18 protein-coding genes are annotated in these 16,240 nt (G+C 71.2%); 3 read left to right on the top strand and 15 right to left on the bottom strand.

Features of this window, described 5'->3' with window-relative positions:
• Positions 1-356: 356 nt before the first annotated feature.
• A complete protein-coding gene (locus tag ACZ47G_RS08650; protein WP_014138019.1) occupies positions 357-608 on the bottom strand; it encodes a WhiB family transcriptional regulator in 252 nt (83 codons plus the stop codon).
• A 368-nt stretch (positions 609-976) separates the two neighbouring features.
• Positions 977-1,948: a diacylglycerol/lipid kinase family protein gene (locus ACZ47G_RS08645; RefSeq protein ID WP_465740712.1), complete on the bottom strand. Its 972-nt coding sequence runs from the start codon at positions 1,946-1,948 to the stop codon at positions 977-979.
• A 50-nt stretch (positions 1,949-1,998) separates the two neighbouring features.
• Between ACZ47G_RS08645 and ACZ47G_RS08640 the strand changes: the two genes are divergently transcribed.
• Positions 1,999-2,415, top strand: coding sequence for a hypothetical protein (locus tag ACZ47G_RS08640; protein ID WP_465740711.1), 417 nt, complete (start codon positions 1,999-2,001; stop codon positions 2,413-2,415).
• 79 nt (positions 2,416-2,494) lie between these two features.
• Here ACZ47G_RS08640 and ACZ47G_RS08635 read toward each other — a convergent pair whose 3' ends face one another.
• The 8 genes from ACZ47G_RS08635 to sodN form a co-directional block, all read right to left on the bottom strand.
• Positions 2,495-3,490 (bottom strand): RNA polymerase sigma factor SigF, encoded by a 996-nt coding sequence (locus ACZ47G_RS08635; protein ID WP_465740710.1) that lies wholly within the window; start codon positions 3,488-3,490, stop codon positions 2,495-2,497.
• A 154-nt stretch (positions 3,491-3,644) separates the two neighbouring features.
• A complete protein-coding gene (locus ACZ47G_RS08630) occupies positions 3,645-4,055 on the bottom strand; it encodes an ATP-binding protein (protein WP_350504437.1) in 411 nt (136 codons plus the stop codon).
• A 137-nt stretch (positions 4,056-4,192) separates the two neighbouring features.
• A complete protein-coding gene (locus ACZ47G_RS08625) occupies positions 4,193-4,669 on the bottom strand; it encodes a GNAT family N-acetyltransferase (protein ID WP_465740709.1) in 477 nt (158 codons plus the stop codon).
• Positions 4,670-4,678: 9 nt separating this feature from the next.
• Positions 4,679-5,062 (bottom strand): nuclear transport factor 2 family protein, encoded by a 384-nt coding sequence (locus ACZ47G_RS08620; protein ID WP_465740708.1) that lies wholly within the window; start codon positions 5,060-5,062, stop codon positions 4,679-4,681.
• A 111-nt stretch (positions 5,063-5,173) separates the two neighbouring features.
• Positions 5,174-6,166 (bottom strand): ABC transporter substrate-binding protein, encoded by a 993-nt coding sequence (locus ACZ47G_RS08615; protein WP_465740707.1) that lies wholly within the window; start codon positions 6,164-6,166, stop codon positions 5,174-5,176.
• Between the two features lie 17 nt (positions 6,167-6,183).
• The gene (locus ACZ47G_RS08610) at positions 6,184-6,981 is read right to left on the bottom strand and encodes an ABC transporter ATP-binding protein (protein ID WP_465740706.1); all 798 of its coding nucleotides are present in this window, start codon (positions 6,979-6,981) and stop codon (positions 6,184-6,186) included.
• Complete coding sequence (locus ACZ47G_RS08605; protein WP_465740705.1) at positions 6,978-8,030, bottom strand: FecCD family ABC transporter permease; 1,053 nt, start codon at positions 8,028-8,030, stop codon at positions 6,978-6,980. The genes ACZ47G_RS08610 and ACZ47G_RS08605 overlap by 4 nt, the downstream gene beginning before the upstream one ends.
• Before the next feature lie 330 nt (positions 8,031-8,360).
• On the bottom strand, positions 8,361-8,756 hold the full coding sequence (sodN, locus tag ACZ47G_RS08600; RefSeq protein ID WP_045699892.1) for a superoxide dismutase, Ni: 396 nt from the start codon (positions 8,754-8,756) through the stop codon (positions 8,361-8,363).
• Positions 8,757-9,023: 267 nt separating this feature from the next.
• Here sodN and sodX point away from each other — a divergent pair, with 267 nt between their 5' ends.
• Positions 9,024-9,386 (top strand): nickel-type superoxide dismutase maturation protease, encoded by a 363-nt coding sequence (sodX, locus tag ACZ47G_RS08595; protein WP_465740888.1) that lies wholly within the window; start codon positions 9,024-9,026, stop codon positions 9,384-9,386.
• 7 nt (positions 9,387-9,393) lie between these two features.
• On the opposite strand, the gene ACZ47G_RS08590 is transcribed toward sodX, so the two are convergent.
• From ACZ47G_RS08590 to ACZ47G_RS08570, 5 genes are all read right to left on the bottom strand, one after another.
• The gene (locus tag ACZ47G_RS08590; RefSeq protein ID WP_465740704.1) at positions 9,394-9,981 is read right to left on the bottom strand and encodes a CGNR zinc finger domain-containing protein; all 588 of its coding nucleotides are present in this window, start codon (positions 9,979-9,981) and stop codon (positions 9,394-9,396) included.
• Positions 9,982-10,116: 135 nt separating this feature from the next.
• Complete coding sequence (locus ACZ47G_RS08585; protein ID WP_465740703.1) at positions 10,117-10,920, bottom strand: amino acid ABC transporter ATP-binding protein; 804 nt, start codon at positions 10,918-10,920, stop codon at positions 10,117-10,119.
• Entirely contained in the window at positions 10,917-11,891 is a 975-nt protein-coding gene (locus ACZ47G_RS08580) for an amino acid ABC transporter permease (RefSeq protein ID WP_465740702.1), read from the bottom strand. Before ACZ47G_RS08580 ends, ACZ47G_RS08585 begins: the two co-directional genes overlap by 4 nt.
• Before the next feature lie 37 nt (positions 11,892-11,928).
• The gene (locus tag ACZ47G_RS08575; protein WP_465740701.1) at positions 11,929-12,858 is read right to left on the bottom strand and encodes an ABC transporter substrate-binding protein; all 930 of its coding nucleotides are present in this window, start codon (positions 12,856-12,858) and stop codon (positions 11,929-11,931) included.
• 501 nt (positions 12,859-13,359) lie between these two features.
• A complete protein-coding gene (locus ACZ47G_RS08570) occupies positions 13,360-14,286 on the bottom strand; it encodes an ABC transporter substrate-binding protein (RefSeq protein ID WP_465740700.1) in 927 nt (308 codons plus the stop codon).
• Between the two features lie 598 nt (positions 14,287-14,884).
• On the opposite strand from ACZ47G_RS08570, the gene ACZ47G_RS08565 reads away from it, so the two are divergent.
• Positions 14,885-16,078: an NAD(P)-dependent malic enzyme gene (locus ACZ47G_RS08565; protein ID WP_465740699.1), complete on the top strand. Its 1,194-nt coding sequence runs from the start codon at positions 14,885-14,887 to the stop codon at positions 16,076-16,078.
• Positions 16,079-16,240: the final 162 nt, after the last annotated feature.

The following is a 16,240-nucleotide window of genomic DNA, read 5'->3' as shown; positions in this document are numbered from 1 at the left end:
GAACGTCCGGGCGCGGAAACAGAAACGAGGCCCTGTCGACCGGGGGGGGGTGGGTCGACAGGGCCTCTCAACCCGTTCCGGCCGTCGGGGGGAGTCGGCCGGAACGGGGGCTCTGGGTGGTGCGACACCTCGCATGTGCGTTGCACACGGTGAGCGCCATAGCTCCACAGTATTGCTCTAAGTGAACAGTATCAAGTGGCTGGACGGTCCGGTGTCGCGGGACCTCGCTGAGCAAGGCCCTTGGTGCGGAAGGCTTCACCAGGAGGTGCAGGGAAGCCTTTGATCATGTGTTGATCGGTTGTGGAGCGGTCCTGCGGTTACTGCTGGTACTACGGCGTGTGACCGGATGCTGCTGATCAGGCGGTGCGGGCGCGGTTGCGGGCGGCACGGCGCTTCATCGCGCGACGCTCGTCCTCGCTCATGCCGCCCCAGACGCCGGCGTCCTGGCCGGTTTCGAGAGCCCACTGGAGGCACTGCTCCATCACCGGACAGCGGCGGCACACGGCCTTGGCTTCCTCGATCTGCAGCAGAGCAGGACCGGTGTTCCCGATCGGGAAGAACAGCTCGGGGTCCTCTTCGCGGCAGACAGCGCGGTGGCGCCAGTCCATGGTCGTCCAACTCCTCCTGCCGCGGGGGGTGGCCCGATCGGCATAATCGAATGGCTTGTGAATGTGAACGCTTTCACGAATCCCACAACAACAAAAGAGACCAAAGGCCTACCGGGCCCGGGTGGTCTGTGCTGGGGGGATTCGGCGATTCGAGGGACACCCCGCGGTCGGTGCTCCTGTGGTTCCGGAGTCGCCGTCGCTGCGATGTGTCCCGATCGCCATGTAGAGGTTCGCAAACCTCGGGCTCGGATACAACCCCCTTCGGGGAGGAATTTTTGATTCTTCGGTGTCGCCTAGCTCACAGCCAGTACTTCTATGGAGTGAAGGGGGCTTGTGCGTTCGAGAAGAAGGGCGAAGCCCACTTCCGGTCACACAATCACACGCAGTGCCCGCCGAACGCCTGTGAAACTGACGCGACTCCGGTCTCCAAGATGGTCCCCGTCCACCTGGAACGGCGCGGGTTCCTGGGAAACCAAGGTGAAGTGTCTGACGTCGTGATAGGAGACGACGTGCTTCCCGGACGGCCCGGCCGGCGGGGCGCCGTCGCTCGAAGGCGCGTACGACCGCAGGATCTGACGGATCGTTCGAGCGGTACCGAACGCCGTCATACGGGTGATCCCGAAGACGTCCAGATCCGTGTCGAAGGAGGCGAGCGGTGAGGGGTAGACCGGACGGTTGCCGAGGAACGTCCACGGCGAGGTGTTGCTGACTATCGTCAACGCCAGGCCCGGAACGGCCTCGTGGCCCGGAATCTCCAGGGCCACCGGGCCCGATCGGCGTTGCTCACGCTGGGTGAGGTAGTGCCGGACGGCCTGCCCGACGTACAGGGCGTGGGTGGACCTGCGCCCGGCCCGCCGCTGCTCCTCGACCCGGCCGACCACCCCGGCGTCGAAGCCGAGGCCGGCGGTGAAGGTGAACCAGCGGTCCGGCAGCCCGTCGGTCATCGCCTTGCCCAGCCCGATCGGCCGCTCGCGCCCCTGCTCCAGCGCGTTCAGCAGGGCGCCGGTGGCCTCCACCGGGTCGTTCGGCAGGCCCAGCGCGCGGGCGAAGACATTGGTCGAACCGCCCGGCACCACGGCCAGTCGCGGGACCTTCTCGCCCGGGCCCTGCGTCAGCAGCCCGTTCACCACCTCGTTGACGGTGCCGTCGCCGCCGAGCGCCACCACCAGGTCGACCGTGCCGTCCTGCGCCGCGTCCCGGGCCAGGTCGCGCGCGTGGCCCCGGTACTGCGTCTCGGCGACGTCCAGCTTGAGGTCGCTGCGCAGCGCGTGGATCAGTACGTCCCTGGTCCGGCCACTGGTGGTGGTGGCCTTGTGGTTCACGACCAGGAGAGCGCGCATGGGGAAAGCCTACGGGGCGGTACGGACCGACCGGCGGCTACCCTGCTGGAGTGACCGCAGAAACCTCCGCCCCCGCACCCGCCCGCCCGGTCCCGCTCACCCTGGGCGCCGCCATCACCGCTCTGGAGGGCGCCGCGCTGGCCGTCGTCGGCGTCTCGGACATGGTGTCCGCGCTGTCCGGCCAGGCCAAGCAGCTGGCCCTGAACGAGTTCGGCGGCCTGGTCATCGTGCTGCTCGGGGTGCTGCCGATACTGGCCGCCCGCGCGCTCCTCAAGGAGCGCCGCTGGGGCCGCAGCCCGGCCGTGCTGACCAACTCGATCTGCCTGCCGGTCGCTTACTACATGGTCCAGAGCGGCGGCGCGATGGTCGCGGTCGGCGTGCTGGTCGGCCTGCTCGGCCTGGTGGGCATCGGCTCGCTGCTGAACCCGAGGACGACGGCGGCCCTGTACGCCCCGCAGGAGGACTGAGCGCCCCCGCGGAACCGCCCCGAACGAGACGGACGGCCGCCGCAGCTCCGAGCTGCGGCGGCCGTCCCTCTCGCTCCTGCTACTCCTCCACGAGGAGCTTCTCCCGCAGCTGGGCCAGGGTGCGGGCCAGCAGCCGGGACACGTGCATCTGGGAGATCCCCACCTCGGCGGCGATCTGCGACTGGGTCATGTTCCGGAAGAACCGCAGCACCAGGATCTTCTGCTCCCGGGGCGGCAGTTGGGCCAGTAGCGGCTTGAGCGACTCGCGGTACTCGACGCCCTCCAGGGCCTCGTCGGTGGCGCCCAGGGTGTCCGCGACGGCCGGCGACTCGTCGTCGCTGTCCGGCACGTCCAGGGACAGCGTGGAGTACGCGTTGGCGGACTCCAGGCCCTCCAGGACGTCCTCCTCGGAGATCCCCAGGTGCTCGGCCAGCTCGTGCACCGTGGGGGAGCGGCCGTGCCGCTGGGAGAGCTCGCTGGTCGCCGTGGTGAGCGACAGCCGCAGCTCCTGCAGGCGGCGCGGGACGCGCACCGCCCAGCCCTTGTCGCGGAAGTGCCGCTTGATCTCGCCGACGATGGTCGGCGTCGCGTAGGTGGAGAACTCGACCCCGCGCTCGTGGTCGAAGCGGTCCACCGACTTGATCAGTCCGATGGTGGCGACCTGGGTCAGGTCGTCCAGCGGCTCGCCCCGGTTGCGGAACCGCCTGGCGAGGTGCTCGACCAGCGGGATGTGCATCCGCACCAGCTGGTTGCGCAGCTCGACGCGCTCCGGGGAGCCCTCGGGCAGCGCGGACAGCCGGACGAACAGCGCTCGGGCGGCCTCCCGGTCCGGCGCGCCGGAGCGGTGCGAGCCCTGGGCGGGCACGGCGCCGTGCAGCTCCGCGGCCTCCTCCTCCGCCGGCTCCGGCGCAGGAGGGGAGGCGGGCGTCGGCTCGGACGTCGGCTCGGTCGGGTGGCTCATCCGGTGGGCGTCCTTCGGGTGCGCTTCGTCGTTGGCGGCGAGGCCGGAAACGCTCGCCTGGGTCGGTACGGCAGGTCCCGCCGTCGCGAGGCCGGTACGGTCCAGATCACTCACGGCCATTCCCCCGTTCCGTTCCGGGAGCACCGGGGCCGCGGCCCCGGCATCGTCTCGTTGGTCGTACCGCGTGGGGGGCGGTACCGGGAGCCGCCCGTCGGACCCCGGGTGGGGAACGGCGGACGGCCCTTGCAGGGTGCTGCTCGGTGCCCGGTCAGTGGGCGGCGGAGCCGCCGCGCTTCTTGTGCAGGCTGATCGTGACGGTGTTGTCCTCGGCGACCGAGGAGTCCACCTCGCCGGCCAGCGCGGAGAGCACCGTCCAGGCGAAGGTGTCCCGTTCGGGGGCCTTGCCGTCCGTGGTGGGAGCGGCGACGGTCACCTTCAACGAGTCGCCGACCAGGCGGAACTCACAGGACAGGACGGAGCCCGGCACCGCCTGCTGGAGCAGGATGGCGCAGGCCTCGTCGACCGCGATCCGCAGGTCCTCGATCTCGTCGAGGGTGAAGTCCAGCCGGGCGGCGAGCCCGGCCGTCGCTGTTCGCAGCACGGAGAGGTAGGCCCCCGCCGCTGGCAGCCGGACCTCCACGAAGTCCTGAACGCCGAGATCGCTGTCGATCTGGGACACCCTTGCCTCCTGGGTGACGCACTGTACTTGCTCGGTACCCCCGAGGGGGCGTCCTCCGCACCCGGTGCGGGAGTTACTCATGGTAAGGCATTGCGACGCAGGGTGGCAGGGGCTTTGCCCCTACTCCGTGCGTCCGTTCAACGGCTTCCGGCGGCCAGGAGTGCCTCGCCGGTGAGCCGGTGGACCGTCCAGTCGTCCATCGGCACCGCGCCCAGCGACTTGTAGAAGTCGATCGAGGGCTGGTTCCAGTCGAGGACCGACCACTCCACCCGCGCGTAGCCGCGCTCCACGGCGATCCGGGCCAGCTCCAGCAGCAGCGCCTTGCCGTGGCCGCCGCCGCGGGCCGCCGGGCGCACGTACAGGTCCTCCAGGTAGATCCCGTGGGTGCCGCGCCAGGTCGAGAAGTTGAGGAACCAGACCGCGAAGCCGACCGGCTCGCCGGTGGCCTCGTCCTCCGCGATCAGGCCGAACAGCGCCGGGGCGGCGCCGAACAGCGCCTCGCGCAGCTGCTCCTCGGTGGCCACCGCCTCCTGCGGGGCCTTCTCGTACTCCGCCAGTTCGCGGATCATGGCCAGGATGACGGGAACGTCGGTGACGACGGCGGTGCGGATCATGCCGCGAGCCTACTGCTCGGGCCCCGTCTCGTCCCAGGCCTGGACGGAGGTCTGGTCGACGATCCGGCCGTCCCGCAGACCGGCCATCGAGGCCATCAGCACCCGCACGCCGTCGGGGTAGCGGCAGGACTCCAGGAACGCGACCTGGTCGCCCTGGACGACCACCTGTTCCAGCTTGTGGGTCATCTCGCGGCCGTAGATGTCGCTGAGCATCGCGCCGATCTCGTCGCGCCCGTGCATCACCAGGGGGTGGCTGGGCTGGGTCTTGCGGTCGACCACGCGCAGCTCGGCGTCCTCGGCGTAGAGGGCCAGCAGGGTCTCGGCGTCACGGCGTTCGATGCCCTCGCGCAGCGCGCGGGCGTCGAAGGTGGTGGGGGCCGCCATGGCGGTCATGGTCCTCGCTCCTCCGGTCGGGTTCCGTCGGTTCGGGTCGGGTTCCGTCGGTTCGCACCTTCGAGCGTACGCCCGGCGGACTCGACCGGAGGGCGGTCGTCGAGGGGCCGGTCAGCGGGCCGGGACGGTGCGCAGGAAGTCGGCCAGGGTGCTGATCGCGGCCGGGTTGCGCGGGCTCTCGACCAGGTCGACGTAGTCCATGACCACGATCCGGTCGTTCTTGACCGCGGAGACCCCGGCCAGCGGCGGGAAGGACTTGAGGAAGGCGCGCTTCTCCTCGGCGCCCGGGGTCGCGTAGTCGTTGATCACGATCACCTCGGGGTCGCGCCGCACCACGCTCTCCCAGCCGGCGGTGACCCAGGTGTCGGCCAGGTCGGCCATGATGTTGGTCCCGCCGGCCTTCGCGATGATCTCGTTCGCGGCGGCGAACCTCCCCGCGGTGTACGGCTTGTCCTGCCCGCTGTCGTACAGGAAGACGGACGGGCGGCGCCCGGGGGCCGGCACGGCGGCGATGGTGGCCCTGGACTCGGCGATCAGCTTGTCGGCGCGGTCCTTGACGTCGAAGATCTCGCCGAGGTTGGCCAGGTCGGTGTAGAGCGCGTCCAGCGGGTCCATCACCCCGCGCTCGGAGCCCTTGCCGCTGCGGCAGGACTCGCTGAGCACGTAGGACCCCACGCCGAGTGCCTTGAAGGCCTGGGGAGTGACCCCGCTGCCCTCGTCGAAGCCGTAGTGCCAGCCGGCGAACACCAGGTCGGCCCTGGCGTCCAGGGCGATCTCCTTGGTGAGCACCTTCTTGGAGAGCCAGGTGGTCCGCTGGTAGCCGTCCTTCCACGGCACCTGGTCGACCCGGCCCTTGTCGTCGGGCATCACGTAGCCGGCCATCCGGTCGGCGAGGCCGAGGGAGAGCATCAGTTCGGTGATGTTGACGTCGTTGGTCACCACCCGGGCGGGCTTCTGCGCGAAGGTGAGCTTCTCGCCGCAGTTCTCCACGGTCACCGGGTAGTGGGCGGAGGGGGTGGCGGCCCGGTCCGGGGCGATCTCGGCGCCGCAGGCGGTCAGTCCGAGGGTGAGCAGGGCGGTGGCGGCAACGGCCTTGGTGCGCATCGGAGTTCCTCGGGGGATCAGGGGAGACGGTCGAACAGCAGCTGGAGGGCGCCGGTCCCGGGGTGCCGGACCGGGGTGGCCCGGACGCCGAACACCTCGGCCAGCAGCGCCGGCTGGAGCACCTCGTGGGGCTCGCCGGAGGCGACGATCCGGCCGGCCGCCAGCACATACAGCCGATCGCAGTGGCCCGCGGCCAGGTTGAGGTCGTGCAGCGCGGTGAGCACCGTCGGCCCGGCCTCGCGGGCGATCGCCAGCACCTCCAACTGGTGGGCGATGTCCAGGTGGTTGGTGGGCTCGTCCAGCACCAGCAGCCGCGGCTCCTGGACGAGGGCGCGGGCGATCAGCACCCGCTGCTTCTCGCCCCCGGACAGGCTCAGGAAGCCGCGTTCGGCGAGGTGGTCGGCCCGGACCTTCCGCAGCGCGGCCGCGCAGCGCTCCCGGTCCGCCTCGGTCGGGCCGCCCAGGCCGCGCCGGTGCGGCAGCCGGCCCATGGCGACCACCTCGGCCACCGTGAAGTCGAACTCGGCGGGGTGCTCCTGGGTCAGCGCGGCCACCCGGCGGGCCGCCTCGCGCGCGGTGAGGGCGTGCAGGTCCTCGCCGTCCAGCCGGACGGCCCCGCCGGCCGGCCGCAGCACCCGGTAGACGCAGCGCAGCAGGGTCGACTTGCCGCTGCCGTTCGGGCCGATCAGCCCGACCACCTGCCCGGCGGCGGCCGCCAGGCTCACCTCGTGGACCAGCCGGGCACCGGCCAGCTCCACCGAGACGCCGTCGACGGCGAGGTCCCGGACAGGGCCCAGGTCCCGGCCGCCGCTCATCGGGCACCCCCGAAGGCCTGGCCGCGCCGACGCATCATCAGCAGGAAGGCGGGCACCCCGAGCACCGCGGTGAACACCCCGACCGGCAGTTCGGCGGGCGCCAGCAGGGTGCGCGAGGCGATGTCCACCCAGACCAGCAGCAAAGCCCCGGCGAGCGGCGCGATGACCAGCACCCGGCGGTGCCCGGCGCCGACCAGCATCCGGGCCAGGTGCGGCATCAGCAGCCCGACGAAGCCGATCGCCCCGCTGACCGCGACCACGGTGCCGGTGACGGCGGCGGTCACCACGAACAGCTCCCGGCGCAGCCGGTCCGGGTCCACGCCGAGCGAGGCGGAGGTCTCGTCGCCCATCGCGAGCGCGTCCAACCGCCCGGCGGCGCAGGCCAGGTAGGCGAGTCCGGCCAGGACGGTGCAGGCGGCGATCGGCACCGAACCCCAGGTGGCGCCGCCGAGGCTGCCGAGCAGCCACATCATGGCGTCCCGGGCGGCCTCGGCGTGGTCGGCGGAGAAGACCATCAGGGTGGTCAGGGCGGAGAAGCCGTAGGAGAGCGCGGTGCCGGTGAGCACCAGCCGCAGCGGGGTGAGCCCGTACGCGGTGCGGGCGGCGAGGTAGACCAGCACCATGGCGACCAGCGCGGAGCCGAACGCGGAGACGGAGATCGCCCACACCCCGAGCGAGGCGAAGGCGCCGAGCAGCAGGACGGCGTTGGCGCCGACGGCCGCGCCGGAGGAGATGCCGAGCACGAAGGGGTCGGCGAGGGCGTTGCGCACCAGCGCCTGGACGGCGACCCCGGTGGCGGCCAGTCCGCCGCCGACCACGGCGGCCAGCAGGGTGCGCGGCAGCCGGAGCTCCCAGATGATCGCGTACGCCGCCGCCTCGTCGGCGTCCAGCCGGCCGCCCGTCAGTCCGGCGCCCAACAGTCGCAGCACGTGGGGGAGTTCGATGCCGGAGGCGCCGAGGGCGACCCCGCAGACCAGGGAGAGCAGCAGGGCGACGCCGAGGCCGGCGGCGAGCGGGACGGTCGGTATTCGGCGAACGGGGTCACTCACGTGCGGTCGCGCCTTGCCTCGGGCCGCAGGGCGTGCCGGGGCGGGCGCCGGCCGGGGGCGTGCCCGGGCGCCGTCCCCTCGCAGTCCGCGGCGAGTCGTCGGGAGTCCAGCGACCGAGGGCGATCGGGCTGGCGCGGCCGTACGGATACGGACCGTGCTCACCGTTGCGGGTCAGCGCCGGATTCTCACCGGACTTCCCCCTCGGACGCCCTGGCAGCATAACAGCCACTCAGGGCAGGCAACCCTTACCGGGGGTGGGCCGGACGTGAACGCACGACCGCCCCCGTCCGACGGTGCGGACGGGGGCGGCCGGCTGGCGACGCGTCAGGCTCAGGCCTGCTTGGTCTCCCAGAAGATCTTGTCGACCTCGGCGATCAGGTCCAGCAGGGCCTGGCCGGTGGCCGGGTCCGTGGACGCCTTGGCGGCCGAGGCGGCCTTCAGGGTGTCGTTGATCAGCTGGTGCAGCTGCGGGTACTTCTCGAAGTGCGGGGCCTTGAAGTAGTCGCTCCACAGCACCGAGATGTGGTGCTTGACGGCCTCGGCGCGCTGCTCCTTGATGATGATGGCGCGGGCGCGGAAGTGCGGGTCCTCGTTGGCCTGGTACTTCTCCTGGGTGGCCTTGACCGACTCGGCCTCCAGCTTGGCCTGCGCCGGGTCGTACACGCCGCAGGGCAGGTCGCAGTGGGCGTGAGCCGTGGCACGAGGTGCAAACAGACGAGAGAACATGGGAGTCCTTCCTTAGATCGTCTTCCCGCGCCCGAGATTACCCTTCCGCCCCCGGGGTTTCGCGATCGGGCGGTGGGCCTAGGGCAAAAGGCCGACCCGGAACCGGGGTAATCCGGACATCGAACGGATGACGGCCCGTACGGCAGACTGGGGCGGTCGGACCGGGCGGATCCGGGAGGAGGAGTCGTGGCGCGGAGCACGGAGCCGAAGGGCGGTGCGGGGGGCGGCGCGGTGCCGTTCGGGCTGGTCGACGTGGCGGGCCCGTCGATGGTGCCGACCCTGCGCGAGGGCGACCAGCTGCTCGTCCGCTACGGCGCGCCGGTCCGGCCCGGCGCGGTGGTGCTGTTCCGGCACCCCTTCCAGCAGGACCTGCTGGTGGTCAAGCGGGCCGCGGAGCGCCGCCCGAACGGCTGGTGGGTGCTGTCCGACAACCGCCCGGTGGACAGCGACAGCCGCAGCTACGGCCCCGTCCCGGACGAACTGGTGCTCGGCCGGGTGCTGCTGCGGCTGCGCCCGAGCCCGGCCTGGCTGGCGCCCGGTCGCGGGCTGGAGCGCCTGCTGCTCGGCCCCCGGCTGGCCCGGGTGCCGGGCCTGGCCCGCCGGCTCGGGGTGTTCGTCGAGGAGCTCTAGCCGCGGTCTAGCCGCCCGAGTGCAGGGCCGCCTCGGCCTCCTGGCGCTTGCGGGCCCGGTACGCGGCGACGTTGGCGCGGGTCGCGCAGCGGTCGGAGCAGTAGCGGCGGGAGCGGTTGGTCGAGGTGTCCAGGTAGGCGTTGCGGCAGGGCGCGGCCTGGCAGATGCCGAGCCGGTCGGCGCCCAGCTCGGTGAGGTGGACGGCCAGGCCCATGCAGGCGACGGCGCTGAAGTGGGCGGTGGCGGTCGGCGAGTTGTCCGCCAGGTGCAGGTGCCAGCGCGGCCGGCCGGCGTCGTCCAGGTAGTCGTGCCCGGAGACCAGCGGACTGACGGGGTACTCCATCAGCAGGCTGTTCAGCAGGTCGACGCCCCGGACCTCGTCCCCCTCGGCGGCCGCCTCGAACACCCCGCGCAGCCTGGTCCGCACCGCCCGCAGCCGGGGCACGTCGGACTCGTCGGCCAGCGCGGCGGCGCGGGAGGAGTCGGAGAACAGGGCGCGCACCGCGTCCACCGAGGTCAGCGCGTCGGTGCCGCGCTCGGGCTCCTCGGTGTTCACCAGCCGAACGGCGAGGTCGGCGTACGAGGCGAGCTCCACGGCGGTCCTTCCAGAGGTGTCGGTAACGGGTCCAACTGTTTCGGTAACGGGCTGGGCGCTTCCAGCCTATTACCCGGCTGGGGCAAACGGCGGCGCCCGGCAGGAAGCTGCCTGCCGGGCGCCGGTCGTACGGGCTCAGAGGACCTTGGAGAGGAAGGCCCTGGTGCGCTCGTGCTGGGGGTTGGTGAGCACCTCGCGGGGGTTGCCGGACTCGACCACCACGCCGCCGTCCATGAACACCAGCGCGTCGCCGACCTCGCGGGCGAAGCCCATCTCGTGGGTGACGACCACCATCGTCATGCCCTCCTCGGCCAGGCCGCGCATGACGTCCAGGACGTCGCCGACCAGCTCCGGGTCGAGCGCCGAGGTGGGCTCGTCGAAGAGCATCAGCTTGGGCTTCATGGCCAGCGCGCGGGCGATCGCCACGCGCTGCTGCTGGCCGCCGGACAGCTGCGAGGGGTAGTTCTTCGCCTTGTCGGCCAGGCCGACCCGCTCCAGCAGGGCCATCCCGCGCTCGCGGGCGTCGGCCCGGCTCTCGCGCTTGACCTGGACCGGCGCCTCGATGACGTTCTCTATGGCGGTCATGTGCGGGAACAGGTTGAAGCGCTGGAACACCATGCCGATGTCGCGCCGCTTGAGGGCGACCTCGCGGTCCTTGAGCTCGTGGAGCTTGTCGCCCCGCTGCTGGTAGCCGACCAGTTCGCCGTCCACCCAGAGGCGGCCGCCGTTGATCTTCTCCAGGTGGTTGATGCACCGCAGGAAGGTCGACTTGCCGGAGCCGGACGGGCCGATCAGGCAGAACACCTCGCCCTGCTTGACCTCCAGGTCGATGCCCTTGAGCACCTCGACCGAGCCGTAGGACTTGTGCACGTTCTCGGACCGGACCATCGGCTCGCCCGTGGGCGCGGAACCGGTGGGGGTCTTGCTCAGATCGGTCATACGTGACCACCTCCCTCGAGCCCCGGGACGACGTCGGCGCTCGTCTTCGGGGTGGGCTTCCCGGCGAACAGGCCCCGCAGTCGCTGCAGCGGGGTGGGCGGGAGGGTGCGGTTGGAGCCTCGGGCGTAGTAGCGCTCGATGTAGTACTGGCCGATGGTCAGCACCGAGGTGAAGAACAGGTACCAGAGGCTGACCACGATCAGCAGCGGGATGTTCTGGTAGTTCCGGGAGTAGATGACCTGACCGGCCCGGAAGATCTCCTCCAGGGAGATCACGGAGACCAGCGAGGTGGTCTTCAGCATCGAGATGGTCTCGTTGCCGGTCGGCGGGATGATCACCCGCATGGCCTGCGGCAGGACGATCCGCCGCATGGTCTGGAACCGGCTCATCCCGAGCGCGTGGGCGGCCTCGGTCTGGCCCTCGTCGACCGACTGGATGCCGCCGCGGACGATCTCCGCCATGTAGGCGGCCTCGTTGAGGCCGAGGCCCAGCAGCGCGGCGACGAAGGTCGGGATCAGGACGTTGGTCTGTCCGGACCAGAACTCGGGCCCCCACGGGACGCCGATCGACAGCTTGGCCCAGATCAGGCCGAGGAAGTTCCAGAACACCAGCTGCACCAGCACCGGGGTGCCGCGGAAGACCCAGATGTAGACCCAGGCGGTTCCGGCCAGCAGCGGGTTCGGGGACAGCCGCATCACCGCGAGGATGATGCCGCCGACCACACCCATGAGCATGGAGAGGGCGGTCAGCTCCAGCGTCACGAGCAGCCCGTGCATGATGCTGTCGTGGAACAGGTACTGCCCGACGATGTCCCACTTGAAAGCGGGGTTGGTGAAGAGGGCGCTCAGCAGCATCGCCGCGAGCAGGGCGATGACGACGGCGCCCGCCCAGCGTCCGGGGTGGCGGACCGGGACGGCCTTGATGGTCTCAGGCCGTCCCTTCTGCGCCGTCCCCTTGTCCAGAGAGTTCACGGTGTGGCCTCGGGGGAGAGATGAAGCGTACGAGGGGTCAGCTGACGGCGCCGTTGACGGTCGACTTGTCCAGGGCACCGGCCTCGACGCCCCACTTGGTGAGGATCTGCTTGTAGGTGCCGTCGTCGATCAGCGACTGGATGGCACCCTGGATCGCCGGCGTGAGCTTGGAGCCCTTGGCCAGGGCGACGCCGTAGGGGGCCACACCGTAGGTGTCGCCGAGCTTCTCCAGCTGACCGCCGGACTGCTTGATCGCGTAGTCGACGACCTGGGAGTCGGCCATCATCGCGTCGTCGCGGCCGGAGACCACGGCGTTGGTGACGTCCGTCTGGAGGTCGAACTTGTCGCCGTCGTTCGGGATGCCGGGCTTGCCGTTCTTGGCGCAGTCCGGGTTGCGGGTGTCCTTGATCTCGTCGGCCTGGGTGGTGCCGGTCTGGACGGCGACCTTCTTGCCGCAGAGGTCCTTCGGGTCGACCTTGGACGGGTTGCCCTTCTTGACCGCGACGGCGCTGCCGGAGTTGAAGTAGGTCACCATGTCGACGACCTGCTCGCGCTCCTTGTTGTCCGTGAAGGACGACATGCCGAGCTGGAACTTGTTCGACTGGATGCCGGGGATGATCGCGGTGAAGCCGGAGTCCTGGACCTCGGCCTTGAGGCCGAGCTTGGCGGCGATGGCGTCGGCGAGGTCGACGTCCATGCCGATGACCTTGCCGCTGTCGTCCTTGAACTCGTCCGGCGCGTACGAGGCGTCCGCGCCGACCACGAGCTTCCCGGCCGACTTGATGTCGGCGGGGACGAGGGCGGCCAGCTTGTCGTCGGCCTTGACCGTGTTGACGGTCGCGGAGGCGTTCGGGGCGCCGCTGCCTTCGCTGCTCTTGCTGCTGCCGCAGCCGGTCAGGACGAGGGACACCGAGACGGCAGCCACGCCGGCCGCGAAGAGGCGGGTGCGCTGGGTACGGACGGTCATGAGGGGGATCTCCTCCTGGGGAGAGAAATCGGGCGGAGCGCGCCGCGGGAGCGGCGCACCGGGGCAGCTGGCCGTACGAAGCCGTACGGGTGGACATGTCGCTGTACGTCGTCGTACGTGCATTGCCGGGTGGTGCAGTTGCCCGGGCGCAGGGGGCCGCCCGGAGTGGTGCGGGTACTGCTTCCGCCACCCTCCGCCGAGGTGGACGTCGACCTGAACCGCCTCGACCCAGTGGCCGGCTCGATCCGAGATGGGGGGAATCCTGCCATCTGATGACGGTCAGATGGCCCTCATCCAGATCAAAATCGGATAACGAGGGCTCATGCTGTCCGCTATTCGGACGGATCGCGTGCCCCTGTCACGCTGCGTATAAGTATGCAGATCCGCCTGTGCTCCCTCGGGAAGCCCCGCCGCTGCCCCGCCGCACTCGCTGCCGTGCCCCTGCCGTGCCCCTGCGGTGCCCCGGCCGTGTCCCGGCCGCGCTTCCGTCGGCCCGTGGGCTCAGATGCCCCCGTTGACCACCGCGTTCTGCGCCGCGCCCGCGCTCACGTTCCACTTGCCGAGGATCTTGTCGTACTCGCCGCTGCGGATCAGCTGGTCCACCGCCTTGGACAGGGTGTCGCGCAGCTCGGTGTCCTCCTTGCGCACCGCGATCCCGTACGGGTTGGAGGTGGACTGGGCGCCGGTCACCTCGAAGCGGCCCCCGCCGTCCGTGGTCTTCGCCGCGTAGGCGGCCACCGGGAAGTCGTCCAGCCCGGCCGCGGCGGTGCCGGCGGACACCTCGGCCAGCGCCTTGGCGTCGGTGTCGAAGCGGTGCACCGTCAGCTGCTTGCCGGTGCGGGCGCAGACGGCGACCTGCCGGGTGGCGACGCCGTCCTGGGTGGTGCCCTGCTGGAAGGCGATCGTGCGGCCGCACAGGTCGTCGAGGGTCCGGATCCCCTTGGGGTTGCCCTTCGGGACGACGATCGAGGTGCCGGCGATGAAGTAGTCCACGAAGTCCACGCCCGGGTTGACCTGCTTGCCGTCGGCGTCCAGGCCCTCGCGGCGCTGGCGGACGTCGCTGAGCGCGGACATCGCCACGTCGAACTGCTTGCCCTGCAGGTTCGGTATCAGCTTGTCGAACGGGGTGTCCACGAACTCGACCCGCACGTCGAGGATCCGGCCGAGGGCGGCGGCGAGCTCCGGGTCCAGGCCGGTCGGCTTGCCGTCCGGGCCGCGGAACTCCACCGGCGCGTAGTTGACGTCCATGCCGACGCGCAGCACGCCGGCCGAGCGCTGGGCCTTGGGCAGTTTGCCGCGGATGTCCTTGACCGGGTCGCTCGCGGCGGCCTGCCCGCCACCGCCGCAACCGGTGAGGAACAGGGAGCCGGCGGCGGCCAGTGCGGCTGCGGCGACGGCCCGACGGCGGGCGGGGCGGAGGTGAGGCATGAGGGATGCTCCTGAGGGCGGAACCGCGGTCACCGCGGTGTCGCGCCGGTGTACGCGGGATGGCGGACATGCGATCCTGCCATCCCGCCCTGCCGGGCCCGGCGGCGGGTGTGTCAGAATTCGGTACCGGGTGACCCCCGAACGCTCGAACCAGACCGACGAGCCCCGACAGGCTCGGGGTGCTCAGGACCGGAAGTCATCACGTGGCTCCGTATCCGGGGCGCCGGATCCCCTACGGGTCTGCGTTCACTCCTGGTTCACTCCTGCGGGTGCGCGTGTCTCAGCGCCGTTGCCGCCGCCGGAGCTCGGTGCTTCCGACACCGGGCCCCAGTCGACGCGACAGCACGGCGATGAACGGTGCGTGACGAGGACGAAAAGGCATAGGTGCGATGCCTTTGTCCGACCTACGCTCGGCCCGGCAGCACAACGCGGACAAGACAAGACCCCATAAAAAACCCTCATCCGAGGGCGCCACCCGACGGCAGCGCCCCCGCCCCGACCCCGGGTCCGCTTCGGCGTACCCGGTTTCCGGCTTCCGGTACGGGGCGCCCAGCCCGTCGGCCGCGCACCTCGCCAGAACAATGACGAAGAGGTCATCGTGGCAGCGGAGATCATCAGCAGCACCCAGGACACCGACGATCCGGTCGACGCCGTTTTCGCGCTCCACCGCGGCGGCAAGATGGAGATCCGGGCGACCGTGCCGGTGCGCGACGCGGACGACCTGTCCCTCGCCTACACCCCCGGGGTGGCCCGGGTCTGCACGGCCATCGCCGAGCAGCCGGAGCTGGTCAACGACTACACCTGGAAGTCCAACACCGTCGCGGTGGTCACCGACGGCACCGCGGTGCTGGGCCTCGGCGACATCGGCCCGGAGGCCTCGCTCCCGGTGATGGAGGGCAAGGCCATCCTGTTCAAGCAGTTCGGCGGGGTGGACGCGGTGCCGATCGCGCTCGCCTGCACCGAGGTGGACGAGATCGTCGAGACGGTGGTCCGGCTGGCCCCGTCCTTCGGCGGCGTCAACCTGGAGGACATCTCCGCCCCGCGCTGCTTCGAGATCGAGCGCCGGCTCCAGGAGGCCCTGGACATCCCGGTCTTCCACGACGACCAGCACGGCACCGCGATCGTCACCACCGCCGCCCTGTGGAACGCCGCCAAGGTGACCGGCCGGGAGATCGGCTCGCTGCGGGCCGTCATCTCCGGCGCCGGCGCGGCCGGCATCGCCATCGCCAAGATGCTGCTGGCCGCGGGCATCGGCGACGTCGCCGTCTGCGACCGCAAGGGCGTGGTCTACCGGGGCCGCGAGGACCTGACGGACGTCAAGGCCGAGATCGCCGAGCTGACCAACCGTTCGGAGCTCAAGGGCTCGCTGGCCGACGCCCTGGCCGGCGCCGACGTGTTCATCGGCGTCTCCGGCGGCACCGTGCCGGAGGAGGTCGTGGCGACCATGGCCGAGGGCGCGTTCATCTTCGCGATGGCCAACCCCAACCCGGAGATCCACCCCGAGGTCGCGCACAAGTACGCGGCGGTCGTCGCCACCGGGCGCAGCGACTTCCCGAACCAGATCAACAACGTGCTGGCCTTCCCGGGCATCTTCGCCGGCGCTCTCCAGGTCCGGGCCTCCCGGATCACCGAGGGCATGAAGCTGGCGGCCGCCAAGGCGCTGGCCGCGGTGGTGGCCGACGAGCTGACCCCGCAGAAGGTCATCCCCTCGCCGTTCGACGAGCGGGTCGCCCCGGCGGTCACCAAGGCCGTGGCCGAGGCCGCCCGCGCCGAGGGCGTGGCCCGGGCCTGACGCGGTGCCGGGGGAGCGTGCCCGCCACGGCGGGCCGCTCCCCCGCCCCTGCCCCCCGAGCCGAAGGGCGCGCCGCTGCCGAAAGCGAGGAGCGACAAGCGAGGTACGAGCGCCGGAGCGACGACCGTCGGCAGCGGGTCCGAGCGCCCGGAGGCGAGCGGG

This window comes from Kitasatospora sp. NPDC030952 (genome assembly GCF_055571335.1).
Note: the sequence above shows the minus strand (reverse complement) of the source record. Positions and strands in the feature narration are given on the sequence as shown.

Coding starts and splice junctions, on each gene's coding strand:
- ACZ47G_RS08650 (WP_014138019.1), bottom strand. CDS start 608: ATGGACTGGCGCCACCGCGCTGTCTGCCGCGAAGAGGACCCCGAGCTG.
- ACZ47G_RS08645 (WP_465740712.1), bottom strand. CDS start 1,948: ATGCGCGCTCTCCTGGTCGTGAACCACAAGGCCACCACCACCAGTGGC.
- ACZ47G_RS08625 (WP_465740709.1), bottom strand. CDS start 4,669: ATGATCCGCACCGCCGTCGTCACCGACGTTCCCGTCATCCTGGCCATG.
- ACZ47G_RS08620 (WP_465740708.1), bottom strand. CDS start 5,062: ATGACCGCCATGGCGGCCCCCACCACCTTCGACGCCCGCGCGCTGCGC.
- ACZ47G_RS08615 (WP_465740707.1), bottom strand. CDS start 6,166: ATGCGCACCAAGGCCGTTGCCGCCACCGCCCTGCTCACCCTCGGACTG.
- ACZ47G_RS08610 (WP_465740706.1), bottom strand. CDS start 6,981: ATGAGCGGCGGCCGGGACCTGGGCCCTGTCCGGGACCTCGCCGTCGAC.
- sodN (WP_045699892.1), bottom strand. CDS start 8,756: ATGTTCTCTCGTCTGTTTGCACCTCGTGCCACGGCTCACGCCCACTGC.
- sodX (WP_465740888.1), top strand. CDS start 9,024: ATGGTGCCGACCCTGCGCGAGGGCGACCAGCTGCTCGTCCGCTACGGC.
- ACZ47G_RS08585 (WP_465740703.1), bottom strand. CDS start 10,920: ATGACCGATCTGAGCAAGACCCCCACCGGTTCCGCGCCCACGGGCGAG.
- ACZ47G_RS08575 (WP_465740701.1), bottom strand. CDS start 12,858: ATGACCGTCCGTACCCAGCGCACCCGCCTCTTCGCGGCCGGCGTGGCT.
- ACZ47G_RS08570 (WP_465740700.1), bottom strand. CDS start 14,286: ATGCCTCACCTCCGCCCCGCCCGCCGTCGGGCCGTCGCCGCAGCCGCA.